The organism is Pararhizobium arenae (assembly GCF_001931685.1).
GTDB classification, from domain to species: Bacteria; Pseudomonadota; Alphaproteobacteria; order Rhizobiales; family Rhizobiaceae; genus Pararhizobium; species Pararhizobium arenae.
The window spans coordinates 479,482-492,481 of sequence record NZ_MOOY01000001.1; the positions used below are offsets into that span (position 1 = coordinate 479,482).

Below are 13,000 nucleotides of genomic sequence, written 5' to 3' on the forward strand. Positions count from 1 at the left end.
GCCTATGCCCTGCCTCGAAGATCATGAAGCTGGCCAATCTTTAAAAAACGAACCACGGATTCGACCATGACCGACAAGACTTACAACGTGCTCTTCCTGTGCACCGGCAATTCCGCCCGTTCTATCATCGCGGAAGCCATCCTGAATAGAATCGGCCAAGGCAAATTCAAGGCCTATTCCGCAGGATCGCAGCCGAAAGGCGAGGTGCATCCCTATACGATCCAACTGCTGAAAACCATGAACCACGACACCGCATTCGCCCGCTCGAAAAACTGGGAAGAGTTTGCGGTCGAAGGGGCTCCGCAGATGGATTTCGTCTTCACCGTTTGCGACAACGCCGCAAACGAAGCCTGCCCGGTGTGGCCAGGCCAGCCGATGACTGCCCATTGGGGTGTACCCGATCCGGCAGCCGTCGAGGGCACCGAGGCCGAACGGCATCTTGCGTTCGACGACACTTACCGGATGCTGACCAACCGCCTGTCCATTTTCACCAGCCTACCGATGACGAGCCTCGACAAGCTGACGCTGCAGGCCCAGTTGCACGCCATCGGTCGCGACACGCAGAAAGCCCGCTGAGGTGACGACCGATCTTGCCCGGCGCCTGCTTGCGGAAGGGCTTGGAACCGCAATCCTCGTTGCCACCGTCGTCGGTTCGGGGATCATGGCGGATCGTTTGAGCGATGACGTGGCGGTCTCGCTTCTGGGCAACACCATTCCGACAGGCGCAATCCTGTTTGTCCTGATCACGATCCTTGGTCCTCTTTCCGGTGCGCATTTCAATCCCGTCGTAACCATAGTGTTTGCGGCAAGGCGCGAATTGGCGGCCTTCGCCGTCATCCCATACGTCTCGGCCCAGATCGCCGGTGGAATCGTGGGGACGATACTTGCGCATGCAATGTTTGAGCTTCCGCTCCTGCAGGCATCCGCAACGGTGAGGTCCGGGTCGGCCCAGTGGCTGGCGGAGGCGGTGGCAACCTTCGGGTTGCTGCTGACCATTCTGGGTGGCCTGCGTTTCAAGGTCGACGCCATCCCCGCCCTGGTCGGCTTTTACATCGCCGCCGCCTATTGGTTCACCGCATCGACCTCCTTTGCCAATCCGGCGGTCACGATCGCCCGAAGCCTCACGGACAGTTTTTCCGGCATTCGCCCAGTGGATGTGCCGTATTTCGTAATCGCCCAGATTTTCGGAGCGTTCGTCGCTGCCGCGCTTGCGCGATGGCTGTTCACGCAACCTATCAATCAATCCGGTCCGACACGGGCCCAAGGAGCAGACTGACCATGGATGTCACCATCTATCACAACCCGGATTGCGGCACGTCCCGCAACACGCTGGAACTGATCCGCCACGCTGGGGTCGAACCGGTCGTTATCGAATATCTCAAGACGCCGCCGACACGCGAACAGCTTTCGCGGATGATCGCCGATGCCGGGCTTTCGGTTCGCGAGGCCATTCGTGAAAAAGGCACGCCCTATGCTGAACTCGGGCTCGGTAACCTTGCACTTACGGACGACCAGTTGCTGGAGGCGATGCTGAAAGACCCTATCCTGATCAATCGGCCATTCGTGGTCACGCCTTTGGGCACGCGGCTTTCGCGACCCTCGGAAGTCGTTCTTGAAATCCTGCCTGCCGATGCGTTCAAGGGATCATTCACAAAGGAAGACGGCGAGCAGGTTCTGGATGAGAGAGGTCAGCGCATTGGCTGAAGCATTTCCGGCAGCGTCGACCGAACATTTCCGGCAGCCCGATCTCGAAGCTCTTCGTCCGGCATATTCCACCCATAAGCCGCGAATTCTGATCCTGTACGGGTCGCTGCGCGAGGTATCCTACAGCCGGCTCCTGGCCTGTGAGGCCGCTCGTCTGCTGGAGCATTTCGGTTGCGAGGTGAGACTATTCGATCCGAGAGGTTTGCCGCTGCCGGATGAAGCTCCCGTCAGCCACCCCAAGGTTCAGGAACTTCGGGATCTGTCCGCATGGTCTGAAGGGCAGGTCTGGGTCAGCCCGGAGCGCCACGGTGCGATGACGGGGATCATGAAAGCGCAGATCGATTGGATACCGCTCTCGGTCGGCTCGGTGCGCCCAACCCAAGGCAAGACACTAGCTGTCATGGAAGTCTCGGGAGGAAGCCAGTCGTTCAACGCGGTCAATCAGTTGCGCATTCTCGGGCGCTGGATGCGGATGATCACCATTCCAAACCAATCCTCGGTCGCCAAGGCATTCCAGGAGTTCGATGCCGAAGGCCGCATGAAACCGTCGTCCTATTATGATCGCGTGGTGGATGTCTGCGAGGAACTGGTCAAGTTCACGCTGCTGACGCGGGACGCCTCGGCCTATCTGACGGACCGCTACAGCGAGCGCAAGGAAGATGCTGCAAAGCTCGAACGGCGAGTTGAGCTGAAATCCATCTGACTGCTCAGGCGGAAAAGGTGGCTTTCCGCCGCGTTTCCAGCGCCACACTGACAAAGGCGGCAAACCCGAGGCCCCCCAGAGCTGCGGTGGCAAGCAAGGATATCTCGGTACCAAGACGCTGCATGGCAAACGCGAAGGCAAAGGGAGCGGCGGCTCCTGCCGCAAGGCGGGCAGAGGCCATTTTGCCGGTCAGCGAGCCGTAGCCATCGCTGCCGAACAGATAGAGCGGCAAACTACCCTGGGCGATGGAGTTGATACCGGAACCCAGGCCGAGGCAGATTGCGAACGTGACGGCACCAACGACGGACGCACCGGTAACGCCGAGGATCGCGGTGCCGACGATCATCAGCGCCGCGGAAATCGCCGCCAGCACCGGAGGCGAAAGCCGCGTTCCGAAGATCATATTGATGAGGCGGCTCATGACCTGGGCCGGACCGAACAAGGAGCCGATGATAACAGCCCCGGTGTCCAGGCCCAGCGCGCCGAGCATCGGAACCATGTGTGCCAGAACGGAGGAAAGGGTAAAGCCCAGGATGGCAAACGCCACCGACACAAGGATCAGGACGCTCCGTCGCCTATGGGGCGGTACGACGCCAGCGACGTGCTCGCGATCTTGCTTGCCCGTCGCATGGGAAGCCTTGCCTTTGGCCCTGATCCAGAGATGCAGGGGCATGCAGACGAGCAGGTTCAAGGCGGCATAGACCAGATAGATCTCGCGCCAGGACAGGAACCCCGTCAGTGATGCGGATATGGGCCAGAAGATGGTCGAGGCGAAGCCTGCGACAAGGGTGAGATAAGTGATGCTTCGCGAGGCGGTCCTGGGATCGTTTTCGACCAGCGCCGCGAACGCAGCCTGATACTGAACCATTCCCGACGATACCTCGAGCAGGATGATTGCGGCCGCAAATACCGCGAGCGAAGGCGACCATGCGCACAACAACAAGGTAAAGGCCGACAGGACAGAACCGATCGAAAGCACGGTTGCGGCGCCGATCTTGTCCATTTGCTTGCCAATGACCGGGGCTGAGAGCCCGCCAACGAAGAGCGAAACCGAAAAGACAGCGAACACCTGTTCAAGGCCGATACCGAGATCTGCCGCGATCTGCGGTGCCAGAATCGAGAACGAGTAATAGAGCGTTCCGTATCCGATGATCTGGGTAATTCCGAGAGCAGACACGACCCCGGCATGGATCCTTCCCTCACGCACGAATATCATCCTGTTCGATCAATTCTGAAGTCGGGCAGCACGCATCCTGTTGATCGACGGAGTTTCGAATCGTCGGATGGCCCGCGCAGCAATCTTCCATGAGGAACGTCACAAGCTCGGCAAGGGCATCGTAGCCTGCGGTGTAGACGATGGAGCGGGACTGACGTCGTTGCGATATCAGGCCGGCCCGATCCAGCTCCTTGAGGTGGAACGAGACATTTGATGCAGACAGGTTCATGCGTTCCGCGATGGTTCCGGCAGGCACGCCTTCGGGTCCGGCGACCACAAGCATCCTGACAATGGAGAGGCGTGTTTCCTGGGAAAGCGCAGAAAACGCCGAGAGCGCTTGACGTTCATCCATATTTCAATATTCCTTGAATAATTGAAAATAGGAGTAGCGCAGATGAGCAATTTGCACAAGGCCGCGGACATCACCCTGAGCGATATGCTCCAGGCGATCGCCGACAATCCGGGATTACCCCTAGTATTCACGTACAATGGTAGCCTGATCCGGTCGGGCTATCATGTAACGGAAGTAAAGGCGGGCCAGTTTTCCGCATTGGACTGTGGCGCGAACCCGGAAGCCTGGTCGGAAATCTTCGTCCAGCTATGGGATATCGAGGGCGGTGACCGGACCCACATGTCGGCAGGGAAGTTTGCCGCTATCGTCCGCAAGGTCTCGGAACACGTCAGGCTGGACGGAACGGCGAAACTCACCTTCGAAGTCAGCGACGGATTGCAGCCCATGCAGCTTTTCTGCGCCGGTATGCCGACTGTCACCGGCAGCACTTTGACTGTCCCGCTGGAACCTCGCCCGGCGAGCTGCAAGCCACGCGACCGATGGCTGGTCGAACAATCGAAGCCCGCGACTGCGTGTTGCGCACCGGTACAATCGCAAGCATGCTGCGCCTGACCTCACGGCTCTGTAAAGTATTGATTTTCTTAGATTTTTGGCGACCCCTGCAGGATTCGAACCTGCGACAACCTGCTTAGAAGGCAGGTGCTCTATCCAACTGAGCTAAGGGGCCGTTCGCGAAGGCGGAGTGCCTCGCTGTTCCCGAACCTTAGTGGGTCCAGGGCTGTGTTCTGCTGAAGCGGAAATTGTCGCTGTAGGAGACGTTTTTCCGTGTCGGTTCCTTAGGAGCGATAACGCGATACTCTAGCCCGTTCCGCTCGGCATAGGCCACGGCCAGTTCAGCCGATTCGAACGTAAGCTTGACCTGCTGGCGAGTGTCGCGCGACGTCGTATAACCCATCATCGGATCGATGGTGCGCGGTGTTTCCTGATCGAACTCCAACACCCAAAGATGCGTCTTCGCCTGGCCGGATTGCATGGCGGTTTTCGCCGGTCGATAGATTTTGGCGGACATATTCCAAACTCTTTCCAGATTCACTCTCTCGCCGGATCGCTGACCCGGTCGCTGTGATACCCTTAACGCAGAATGGGTTAAAACGAAATGGATTTCGTGACTGAAATCGACGGATTCTTTCATTTACGGGCGTCGCAAGGCTCTGTTCTAACCCTGCACTGATGCGTCTCGCCAGCCCTTTCGGCATGATCGGTATGCGCAACTCCAGATTGGCAAATCCATGCCCACGGCTCGCGATCAGATCGCGCAGATTTTATTTGAACAGTCTGACCGGGGCTGGTTAAATGCCGTAATGATGATGAAAAAAATGATTTTTGCCCTGACCATGTCGCTACCCGCAGCAGCCTCAGCTGCAGATGCGCTGAACATCAAGGCTCGCGACCATAGTTGTGGCGAACTGGAGCAGATTATCCGACAGGAAAAGAAGGTGTTTGTGCGGTCCGGGATCGGCGGCCAGAGCTTTCGCTACCCTCCCGCGCGCTGCAACCTCGGCGACATGCATGTGACGGCGCGCCTCAAGGATGCGAATGGAAAGCTGTGCCTGCTGAACTACGCCTGCGTCACAAACCCGGCAGACCCGCGGAATTTCAACTTCAGCCGCTGAACTGAGGTAACTTCCAAACGGCAAGAATATTCGTGCTGCGGCAATCGCGGCGCGAAAGTCTTTGTCAGGGTGTGGAGATTTTTGATGGTCGGAGTGGAGAGATTCGAACTCCCGACCCTCTGGTCCCAAACCAGATGCGCTACCAGACTGCGCTACACTCCGTACCTTCGAGGCGGGAGATACACGCTTCATATCCGTGTCGCAACCTATAAAGCGACGCGAACGAAAAATTTCTATGGCGAAGCCAAGCGCTGAAATACGATCACGTCTATCTAGACCAAACCACCGGTTTCACAATACGAACAGACCGATGATGGCAGCCACGGGAACGGGGACGCCGACAAGCCAGATGAAAAGCTCCCGGATCATGAATTGCCGGTAGTCTGGCGTCAGAGCGTCTCGCCCTGTCTGAGGTGGTTTGGTTCTTATACCCTGCATACCTGCCTCCTGCGATAAGTTCCGGCCCAAGCGCGGGCGTTGGATGACGATCTGGTGCGAATGTGCGGCGCAATAGGGGTGTCTGTGTTTGTCCATCCGGGTTCATCTGAAACGTTGCAGACAGTCCGCCTCACGCCGTAACAAATGCAAGCAATGAACGCGCTTCAAACGCTCACGCCGCCCATTCGTTCCGCCGTTCGCATGCATTTATGGAACGAACCGCTCTCGCCGCCGTTATGGCGCCATGGACGCCATTCTTGCTGACATCTTTCCTGAGACGCAGATATCTTATCCCGTCATGATTGCACGTTTTTGCGGGGCGCTGTTCTTCGGAGCCGTGATCGGCTTCGAACGGGAAGCGCGCGACAAGGCCGCGGGCTTGCGCACGCATATGCTGATAAGTATGGCGGCATCCTTGTTTGCGGTCATATCCATAGAGAGCGTTCATATGCCGGGGCTATCGGATGATCAGGTAACGATCGATCCTTTGCGTGTCGTCGAAGCCGTAACTGCCGGCGTCGCCTTTCTCGCCGCTGGAACGATTGTCCTATCGAAAGGCGAGGTTCGTGGCCTGACCACCGGGGCCGGCATGTGGCTCGCGGGCGCGATCGGTCTGGCACTTGGTTTTGGCCACTGGCTCATTGCAGCCTTTGCCGTGACTGCAGGCGTCGTTGTGCTGTTCTCCGTCGCGAGGATTGAAAAGGTGTACCGTCGGCATGCCTTACCGGAGAACGAGAATAGCTTGCGCCGCGATCAACCCGAAAATCCGCCTCTCGATCGATAAAAAAACGGGCCGCCGGTCTAGAACCGCACGGCCCGGCCGGTAGATGGTCGGACTGGGGGAACCCCGCGACAATGCCTGAAAGGCGGGAGCGGGGGCTTTGACAACGGGATCATGCCTGAAGTAGTGCATGGCATTTGACATTGACCGCAGAAAATTTGACATTTCCCGCATGTCGATCTCCACACCCCGTATCGGATCATCTGGCACCCAGCCTGCCCTGAAGGTTCTCGTGGTGCTCTTGCCGGAATCATCGTTGATGTCGCTCGCCTGTGTGCTCGACCCCATGCGGGCCGCGAACCGGACTGCAGCACGCCCTCTTTTTGACTGGACGATCAAATCACCAAAAGGCAATTCTTCCCGCCTGACGGCCGGCATAGATATTCCGGTGGACGGCGGATTTACCGGGCAGGAGAGCGGGGATTTGCTTGTCGTCATCGGCGGGTTCAACCTCGATCGCCACGCCGGCCGGGGCTTTACCGCACGGCTGCAATCGGCGTCCCGCCGGTTTGCCTGCGTGGCCGGTATCGAATCGGGATGTTGGTTGCTTGCGCGCTCAGGGCTGGTCGATGGTCGGCCGGCGACGGCCCATTGGGAAGAGTTGGAGGATTTCGCGGCCGGTTTCCCCGACGTCAAGGTCCGCAGCGACCGTTTCGTCGCGGAAGGAAAGTTCTGGACCTCCGGTGGCGCGTCGCCGACATTCGATATGATGCTGCACTTGACCCGCCAGCATTTTGGGGCAGCCGTCGCACTCGATGTCGCCAGCATCTTCGTTTACGATGAAACCCACGCGGCAACGGATGCCCAGCCTGCGGTTTCCCTCGGCCGCATGCAGCGGCAGGCGCCGGAACTGTCGGAGGCGATCCGTCTGATGGAGCGCACGATGGAGCGCCCCTTGGTGCTGGAAGCGCTTTGCCGAAAGTTGGGATTTTCCCGGCGAAAACTCGATATGCTGTTCTTGCGAGGGCTCGAGACCACGCCGGGACGCTACTATCTGCGGCTGAGGCTGCAGGCGGCGCAGCGCCTGGTCGCGGACACCGATCTGCCCGTCAGCGAGATCGCGCTGCGCTCGGGCTTTGACAGCCTGTCGGCGTTCTCCAGAAGTTTCCGTAGCGAATATGGCCATAGCCCGTTGAAAATGCGGCAGGCCAAGATGCGTGTCCCGCGTGATGGACGCGCGGCATGGTGAAGATGACGGACCGACAGCTGGAGAGTGTGGTCTCTGCCAGCCAAAGTACACTATTTTATCGCCGGACCGTCGTGACGAATGCGCCGCCGTTTTCGCGGCACTCCCGCACGATCACTGTCTTCGCGTAGGTTGTCGATCCTTCCCTCCGATCTGGTCGGCCAGCACGCGTAGACAAAGCCGATAAGGAGAAAGGCTGCGACAACCGCCGACATGCACCACAAATATATGACACCGCTTTCATAGCCCATTGGCGCTTCTCGATCTCCTGCCTGATGAAGCACTACTCCGATCGTGGCCGGATGAAAACAGCCCTCTTGTCAATTTGAAGAGCCGTCAGCGACCTCTCAGGCGGTCTGCGATCCTGTGCCGCAAAATCGTCATTTCGGCACCGATCCGCCAGAACCGATGAAATGGAAAGGGCTGCAGGTCATCCTGGACCGGCAGCGCAATCGCCGCCGATCGGTTGGAGGCGATGCGGATGGCAATCTCCCGTCCCGCCACGGTGGCCATCGCTATTCCCCGGCCGTTGTAGCCGACCATCAGGTGCAGACCTTGTTCCGGCTCTGTGAGATGGGGCAGGTGGTCCTGTGTCACGGCGACCTGGCCGTACCAATGCCAGGGCCAGGAAACGGTTTTCAATTGCGGCCAGAGTTTCAGGGCATGGCGAACGAGATGGCGGTAGTCGCTCTGGCCGGCCGCATCACGCTGCGGGCCGCGACCGCCCATGATGAGGCGACCGGCATCGTCCATGCGGTAATAGATCACGCCCCAGGAGAGTTCGTAAACCGCCGACTGTGATGGCATGATACTGTCGCGCAGGGATGGGGGCAGGGGCTCAGCCGAACAAGATTGTCCTCGGCGGCGTTGTCAAGGCCAACGGTGCGGCCCGCAGGATTCTCAGCACGTATGCCCGCAGTGACAGTGGCTTGCTCATTGATAGAACCAGTGGCCTTGGCCCAACGGCACCGGCGCAGGATGATCTGAGAACTGCACTTGTTATTGCCGTCGAAGCTGCAGCCGCCGCTGGTGCTCCCTTCACCAAGACGGGTGCGAGCGGTCTTTTCGAGATGCGGGAGCGGCTTCCGGTTAAACTGCGCGGAATTGCAAAAGGACGCCTGGATGCTTTGGCCGGAGAGGCACTCGATAGAGGCGAGATAGTCAGGGCCGCGGCGAGGGGAGAAAAGACAGCCAAATGGCTGGATGTGCCTGTGGACAGTTCGCTATCGGCCTCGGCAATTTCGCATCCGGAACGCCTCGATAGCGTTCCCGGGACCGTTCCCACGCATTATTGGGAATGGCCGTTCCTATGGGAATGGGAACGTTAAGTCGTTGAAAAGAAACGTTTTCGCATTCCCGTTCCCAGCGTTCCCAAGATTCTTGGGAATGGCTAACCCGTTGAAAATAAACGTATTCCCAGGTTACCAGCATTTACCCTTCTAAAGAAGGGGAAGGCGTCTGGGAACGCCATCCCCGAATTGAAGGAGGAATAATGAGCAATCGAATTCGAACCGCCGAACAATCTGCACGACGGGAGGCCGCAATTGCCAAGGAGGCAATACTCACGACCGCAGCCGACAGCACTGCACCGCGCAATCCGGTGGCGAAGGCGGACCACTACAAGCGCCACTTGGCCGATGCGCACCGGAACATCGGAACGCTGCAATTGCGTATCGCCGAACTGGAAGTGGAATGTGAGAAGCTTCGACGCGACGCTGAATACGCTCTGGGACTCTGCGTCACCCGTACCGTTGCCGAAGAGGCTAGAGTTGGTGCGTTCCACTTAGCGCGCGAAAAAGCTGCTTTGCTATTCGAGGCAAAAGGCGGCGTCCCGACGATGGCTAGCGAAGCGATTCGCGCGATCCCCGACCCCAAGCCAAAATTCACGAAATAAGGAGGCCCGATGAAACCGGATAATCATGACCTTTCCCAACTTTCGGCGCTTCTGGCTGCTGCGTCTGCGCCGATGGCAAAACAGCCCAAGGCAAAACCCAAAAGCATCCCGAAGGCTGCCAACGACAACAAACCCGCATCCGAGGTTCTGGCATGGCCGACGCTCGAGCGCCTGGCGCATCGCGGAGACGAGGCCCGCGCGTTTGCCCTCAGGCATTGGCGCAATCTAAATTTTCCTGGAAGCGAGCCGCCACCGCTTTCGGGGGCCAATGAGGACGAACCCGATCTTAAGACAGAAATTCGGCCAAGCGAAGCTGAGCTGCTCCGCGCTGTGGGATGGACGGTGACAGGCAGGGAGCGCTGGCATCACACGGGGCGCAACGTGAACACCTACTTGCCGGCGGATGCTGAGATAACGGTCGTAAAATCCGCGGCGCGCACGGAGTTCCAAATCGGTAATCTGACATTCCGCGACGGGAAGCTGCGGGTGTGGGGTCAGACGGCGAAGGGAAAACCACTGCAGCCGGTCGAGAGGCCTGCCGGTCAGAAGGGTAGCGCGAAGCCCCAGCGATCGGAGGCGATGATCTGGTCATACCTCGCATTGAAAGGGGCAAAATCGCCGCTGGCTGCGATATCACTCCAGAGACCAATTTCGGACGTGCCGGCCATAATCAAGCGGTCAGTCCCTCTGCCACGGGTGGAGCCGGACGAGAAAGACAAGGCGGGTCGCTTCGGTGTCGCAGAGGCACGTGAAGTGCTGAAAGATTTTGGTGTCGACGGTTCGGTTCCGTTCGAAAGACTGCCTGTCCGGGCAACGAGGTGCGCTGATGGCCTTGTTCCAGGTCCACAGTGGGTGGGCGGCATCAAAAAGCCAAAACCCGCCGGCGAGATATCCGCTGCTGCAGAACATGGACCGGAGGCACTTCGACAGGTGGACGGTGTGATGTTTATCGCATTCCTGCGTCGCCGGCTCGGCAAGTTGGCACTCGTTCTGGACATGGCAATCGGAGATGCATCCGCGCGGGATGTGGGTGTAGAGATGGGGCTTGCCCCGGCCTACGCCGAGAAGCGTGGCGCCATCGCCTGTCATCCACTGCAGCTTGTCGCAAATCTCACGAAGCGTAGTGCAGCGATACGACATGATCGCGTCGTGTGTCGGTGGACCGGTGAACCGAGACAGGTCTTCGAACCGATCGTCCGCTTGGAAAAACTTTTCGTAATAGTCGATGTCGGCTTGGATGAGATCGGCCAGCGGAATGGCGAACTTTGAGTGGGACAGGGCGTTCATGCGGCGGCCTCCAGCATTGGCCGCACCTTCGCGATGTCTGCCAGAAGGTCGTCAAGCGAGTATCCGCGCGGCGTATCTGGCAGAACTTTGATGATAATCATCGCAGCAGCGTAGTCGGCTGCGCTGCATTTGGATAATTTTGATACCGATGGATCACTCTGCGCTATCCGGCCGTCAGATCGCCGCCGCTCGCACACTCCTGGGAATAGGGCAGAAGGAGCTTGCTGATGCGTCGCGCATCTCGGTCCCAACGCTAAAGCGCATGGAGGGCAGCGACGGCGTTGCCGCTGGATTGCCGAACAACGTCTTGGCTGTTCGGGCCGCCCTCGAGGCTGCCGGTGTCGAGTTCATCGATGGTGGAGTGAGGCTAAAGTGACAGACGGCCGAAAAGAAAAGATCAAACTCCGGGCGAACTATCTTAACAGCATCGCGGTCGCTGTCTTCGCGGTTGGAGCCGGCACCCCGTTCTTTACGTCTGTAAACAGAGGCGGGATTACAGGCGGCGAGGTGTTCTTAGCGGCACTCGCGACCATTTTCTCAGTGAGTCTGCACGTTATCGCGAGTCATTACATCTTGGAGATTGACCTCTAAGCCGACCACTAGCCATGTGCCATGTGCCGAGCATGTGCCTTAAAAGCCCGCTGTGTGCCGTAAATCTCGGTAATCTTGGGTAATGCTTTACACCATTTACCTTCGTTACAGCGTTGTAAATATTGAAGGTTTTTGGTGAGAGCGCAGGGATTCGAACCCTGGACCTACTGATTAAAAGTCAGTTGCTCTACCGACTGAGCTACGCTCTCCCGTGCCCGGCCTCTACTGCCCGGCGGAAGTGGGCGGAGATATGCACATGCGCTTCGTTTTGGTCAACCCAAAAAACAGCACGCCTCAGAAAATCCAGCATTCGCATTCGGGATCGCCAAAAGGTGATTGGTTTTGGTACCGCGATCCGGATAAGTGAGCGGGCGTCGCGTTAGCCTTGCATGTCCGCAGGCGAAGCGGTTCGCGATACCTCTTGGGCCTGGGTGCCTTCGTTCTGAGCCTGCCGGAGTTTGACTGGTGTCGATTGCCGATATTTCCCTGTGGACCGCCATTCTGGCCGGCGCCCTGTCGTTTCTTTCTCCCTGTGTCCTGCCGCTCGTTCCCCCCTATCTCTGCTATATGGCTGGGGTGTCTGTCGATCAGTTTCGCGGTGGGCAAGGCGGTGTTGCGACCGCATCCACGCGCCGCGCCGTTTTTGGCGCCGCTTTCCTGTTCACGCTCGGTTTCGCCACGGTTTTTGTCGCACTTGGAGCCGGGGCCTCGTCCATCGGGCTTCTGCTTCGCCAGCATATGGACCTGCTTTCCAAGATCGGCGGCATCGTGATCATCATCATGGGGCTGCACTTCCTCGGCGCTTTCCGCATAGGGCTTTTGTCCCGTGAAGCGCGTTTTCAAAGCGGCGGTAAGCCGGCCACGCTTTCGGGCGCCTATATCATGGGACTTGCCTTCGCTTTCGGCTGGACGCCCTGTATCGGACCGGTGTTGGGCGCGATCCTTGGGGTTGCCGCAGCACGCGAAACCGTTGGCGATGGCGCGATGCTGCTTGCGGTCTATTCGCTGGGTCTGGCGATACCCTTCTGGATCGCCGCCGCTTTTTCCGGCGCCTTCATGGGCTTTTTGTCGCGCTTTCGCCGGCATCTGGGTCTTGTCGAGAAAATCATGGGTGTGCTGCTCGTTTTGACCGGTCTTGCCTTCGTGTTTGGCCTTGTCAGCTCGATTGCTATCTGGTTTCAGGAAACCTTCCCCATTCTGATGCAGATCGGCTGAGCGTCGGTCTGGCGGAGCAG

At 58.6% G+C, this 13,000-nt stretch carries 18 protein-coding genes and 3 tRNA genes; 12 read left to right on the forward strand and 9 right to left on the reverse strand.

Features of this window, described 5'->3' with window-relative positions:
• Positions 1-66: 66 nt before the first annotated feature.
• From BLX89_RS02355 to arsH, 4 genes are read left to right on the forward strand one after another with little or no spacing between them, the layout of a single operon-like run.
• Positions 67-576 (forward strand): arsenate reductase ArsC, encoded by a 510-nt coding sequence (locus BLX89_RS02355; protein WP_075289020.1) that lies wholly within the window; start codon positions 67-69, stop codon positions 574-576.
• Between the two features lies 1 nt (position 577).
• On the forward strand, positions 578-1,276 hold the full coding sequence (locus tag BLX89_RS02360; protein ID WP_075289021.1) for an aquaporin: 699 nt from the start codon (positions 578-580) through the stop codon (positions 1,274-1,276).
• A 2-nt stretch (positions 1,277-1,278) separates the two neighbouring features.
• Positions 1,279-1,704 (forward strand): arsenate reductase (glutaredoxin), encoded by a 426-nt coding sequence (arsC, locus tag BLX89_RS02365; RefSeq protein ID WP_198935111.1) that lies wholly within the window; start codon positions 1,279-1,281, stop codon positions 1,702-1,704.
• Positions 1,679-2,407: an arsenical resistance protein ArsH gene (arsH, locus tag BLX89_RS02370; protein ID WP_075289022.1), complete on the forward strand. Its 729-nt coding sequence runs from the start codon at positions 1,679-1,681 to the stop codon at positions 2,405-2,407. Before arsC ends, arsH begins: the two co-directional genes overlap by 26 nt.
• Before the next feature lie 4 nt (positions 2,408-2,411).
• Here arsH and arsK read toward each other — a convergent pair whose 3' ends face one another.
• Together arsK and BLX89_RS02380 are read right to left on the reverse strand one after the other, a co-directional pair.
• Positions 2,412-3,623, reverse strand: a complete 1,212-nt coding sequence (gene arsK / locus BLX89_RS02375) for an arsenite efflux MFS transporter ArsK (protein ID WP_143523426.1) — start codon at positions 3,621-3,623, stop codon at positions 2,412-2,414.
• Positions 3,607-3,975, reverse strand: a complete 369-nt coding sequence (locus tag BLX89_RS02380; protein WP_075289023.1) for an ArsR/SmtB family transcription factor — start codon at positions 3,973-3,975, stop codon at positions 3,607-3,609. The genes arsK and BLX89_RS02380 overlap by 17 nt, the downstream gene beginning before the upstream one ends.
• Before the next feature lie 42 nt (positions 3,976-4,017).
• Between BLX89_RS02380 and BLX89_RS02385 the strand changes: the two genes are divergently transcribed.
• A complete protein-coding gene (locus BLX89_RS02385; RefSeq protein WP_075289024.1) occupies positions 4,018-4,527 on the forward strand; it encodes a DUF6428 family protein in 510 nt (169 codons plus the stop codon).
• A 38-nt stretch (positions 4,528-4,565) separates the two neighbouring features.
• On the opposite strand, the gene BLX89_RS02390 is transcribed toward BLX89_RS02385, so the two are convergent.
• Positions 4,566-4,642 (reverse strand) — tRNA-Arg (locus BLX89_RS02390).
• Between the two features lie 36 nt (positions 4,643-4,678).
• Complete coding sequence (locus tag BLX89_RS02395; protein WP_075289025.1) at positions 4,679-4,984, reverse strand: ETC complex I subunit; 306 nt, start codon at positions 4,982-4,984, stop codon at positions 4,679-4,681.
• 298 nt (positions 4,985-5,282) lie between these two features.
• Here BLX89_RS02395 and BLX89_RS02400 point away from each other — a divergent pair, with 298 nt between their 5' ends.
• Positions 5,283-5,588 (forward strand): hypothetical protein, encoded by a 306-nt coding sequence (locus BLX89_RS02400; RefSeq protein WP_075289246.1) that lies wholly within the window; start codon positions 5,283-5,285, stop codon positions 5,586-5,588.
• 85 nt (positions 5,589-5,673) lie between these two features.
• On the opposite strand, the gene BLX89_RS02405 is transcribed toward BLX89_RS02400, so the two are convergent.
• Both BLX89_RS02405 and BLX89_RS24565 read right to left on the reverse strand, forming a co-directional pair.
• A tRNA-Pro gene (locus tag BLX89_RS02405) sits at positions 5,674-5,750 on the reverse strand.
• A 129-nt stretch (positions 5,751-5,879) separates the two neighbouring features.
• On the reverse strand, positions 5,880-6,026 hold the full coding sequence (locus BLX89_RS24565) for a hypothetical protein (RefSeq protein ID WP_158025929.1): 147 nt from the start codon (positions 6,024-6,026) through the stop codon (positions 5,880-5,882).
• A gap of 244 nt (positions 6,027-6,270) precedes the next feature.
• On the opposite strand from BLX89_RS24565, the gene BLX89_RS02410 reads away from it, so the two are divergent.
• Together BLX89_RS02410 and BLX89_RS02415 are read left to right on the forward strand one after the other, a co-directional pair.
• Positions 6,271-6,810: an MgtC/SapB family protein gene (locus BLX89_RS02410; protein ID WP_075289026.1), complete on the forward strand. Its 540-nt coding sequence runs from the start codon at positions 6,271-6,273 to the stop codon at positions 6,808-6,810.
• A gap of 169 nt (positions 6,811-6,979) precedes the next feature.
• On the forward strand, positions 6,980-7,996 hold the full coding sequence (locus BLX89_RS02415) for a GlxA family transcriptional regulator (RefSeq protein ID WP_075289247.1): 1,017 nt from the start codon (positions 6,980-6,982) through the stop codon (positions 7,994-7,996).
• 333 nt (positions 7,997-8,329) lie between these two features.
• Here the strand turns inward: BLX89_RS02415 and BLX89_RS02420 are convergent, their stop codons facing one another.
• Complete coding sequence (locus BLX89_RS02420) at positions 8,330-8,800, reverse strand: NAD(P)/FAD-dependent oxidoreductase (RefSeq protein WP_075289027.1); 471 nt, start codon at positions 8,798-8,800, stop codon at positions 8,330-8,332.
• 122 nt (positions 8,801-8,922) lie between these two features.
• Between BLX89_RS02420 and BLX89_RS02425 the strand changes: the two genes are divergently transcribed.
• Positions 8,923-9,321: a hypothetical protein gene (locus BLX89_RS02425; RefSeq protein WP_143523427.1), complete on the forward strand. Its 399-nt coding sequence runs from the start codon at positions 8,923-8,925 to the stop codon at positions 9,319-9,321.
• Between the two features lie 164 nt (positions 9,322-9,485).
• On the forward strand, positions 9,486-9,887 hold the full coding sequence (locus BLX89_RS02430; protein ID WP_075289029.1) for a hypothetical protein: 402 nt from the start codon (positions 9,486-9,488) through the stop codon (positions 9,885-9,887).
• Between the two features lie 678 nt (positions 9,888-10,565).
• Here BLX89_RS02430 and BLX89_RS24860 read toward each other — a convergent pair.
• Positions 10,566-11,174 carry a hypothetical protein gene (locus BLX89_RS24860; RefSeq protein WP_143523429.1) on the reverse strand — a complete coding sequence of 203 codons (609 nt, stop codon included), beginning with the start codon at positions 11,172-11,174 and terminating at the stop codon, positions 10,566-10,568.
• Positions 11,175-11,322: 148 nt separating this feature from the next.
• Between BLX89_RS24860 and BLX89_RS02440 the strand changes: the two genes are divergently transcribed.
• On the forward strand, positions 11,323-11,550 hold the full coding sequence (locus BLX89_RS02440) for a helix-turn-helix domain-containing protein (protein WP_075289031.1): 228 nt from the start codon (positions 11,323-11,325) through the stop codon (positions 11,548-11,550).
• 348 nt (positions 11,551-11,898) lie between these two features.
• On the opposite strand, the gene BLX89_RS02450 is transcribed toward BLX89_RS02440, so the two are convergent.
• Positions 11,899-11,974: transfer RNA gene (locus BLX89_RS02450), tRNA-Lys, on the reverse strand.
• Positions 11,975-12,230: 256 nt separating this feature from the next.
• On the opposite strand from BLX89_RS02450, the gene BLX89_RS02455 reads away from it, so the two are divergent.
• The gene (locus BLX89_RS02455; protein WP_075289033.1) at positions 12,231-12,980 is read left to right on the forward strand and encodes a cytochrome c biogenesis CcdA family protein; all 750 of its coding nucleotides are present in this window, start codon (positions 12,231-12,233) and stop codon (positions 12,978-12,980) included.
• The last annotated feature ends 20 nt before the right edge of the window (positions 12,981-13,000 follow it).

What these genes read in the sequence shown, in the direction of transcription:
- BLX89_RS02380 (WP_075289023.1), bottom strand. Translation starts at nt 3,975, where the DNA reads ATGGATGAACGTCAAGCGCTCTCGGCGTTTTCTGCGCTTTCCCAGGAA.
- BLX89_RS02355 (WP_075289020.1), top strand. Translation starts at nt 67, where the DNA reads ATGACCGACAAGACTTACAACGTGCTCTTCCTGTGCACCGGCAATTCC.
- arsK (WP_143523426.1), bottom strand. Translation starts at nt 3,623, where the DNA reads ATGATATTCGTGCGTGAGGGAAGGATCCATGCCGGGGTCGTGTCTGCT.
- BLX89_RS02420 (WP_075289027.1), bottom strand. Translation starts at nt 8,800, where the DNA reads ATGCCATCACAGTCGGCGGTTTACGAACTCTCCTGGGGCGTGATCTAT.
- BLX89_RS02400 (WP_075289246.1), top strand. Translation starts at nt 5,283, where the DNA reads ATGAAAAAAATGATTTTTGCCCTGACCATGTCGCTACCCGCAGCAGCC.
- BLX89_RS02415 (WP_075289247.1), top strand. Translation starts at nt 6,980, where the DNA reads ATGTCGATCTCCACACCCCGTATCGGATCATCTGGCACCCAGCCTGCC.
- BLX89_RS24860 (WP_143523429.1), bottom strand. Translation starts at nt 11,174, where the DNA reads ATGAACGCCCTGTCCCACTCAAAGTTCGCCATTCCGCTGGCCGATCTC.
- arsC (WP_198935111.1), top strand. Translation starts at nt 1,279, where the DNA reads ATGGATGTCACCATCTATCACAACCCGGATTGCGGCACGTCCCGCAAC.
- arsH (WP_075289022.1), top strand. Translation starts at nt 1,679, where the DNA reads ATGAGAGAGGTCAGCGCATTGGCTGAAGCATTTCCGGCAGCGTCGACC.
- BLX89_RS02410 (WP_075289026.1), top strand. Translation starts at nt 6,271, where the DNA reads ATGGACGCCATTCTTGCTGACATCTTTCCTGAGACGCAGATATCTTAT.
- BLX89_RS02440 (WP_075289031.1), top strand. Translation starts at nt 11,323, where the DNA reads ATGGATCACTCTGCGCTATCCGGCCGTCAGATCGCCGCCGCTCGCACA.
- BLX89_RS02430 (WP_075289029.1), top strand. Translation starts at nt 9,486, where the DNA reads ATGAGCAATCGAATTCGAACCGCCGAACAATCTGCACGACGGGAGGCC.
- BLX89_RS24565 (WP_158025929.1), bottom strand. Translation starts at nt 6,026, where the DNA reads ATGCAGGGTATAAGAACCAAACCACCTCAGACAGGGCGAGACGCTCTG.
- BLX89_RS02385 (WP_075289024.1), top strand. Translation starts at nt 4,018, where the DNA reads ATGAGCAATTTGCACAAGGCCGCGGACATCACCCTGAGCGATATGCTC.
- BLX89_RS02395 (WP_075289025.1), bottom strand. Translation starts at nt 4,984, where the DNA reads ATGTCCGCCAAAATCTATCGACCGGCGAAAACCGCCATGCAATCCGGC.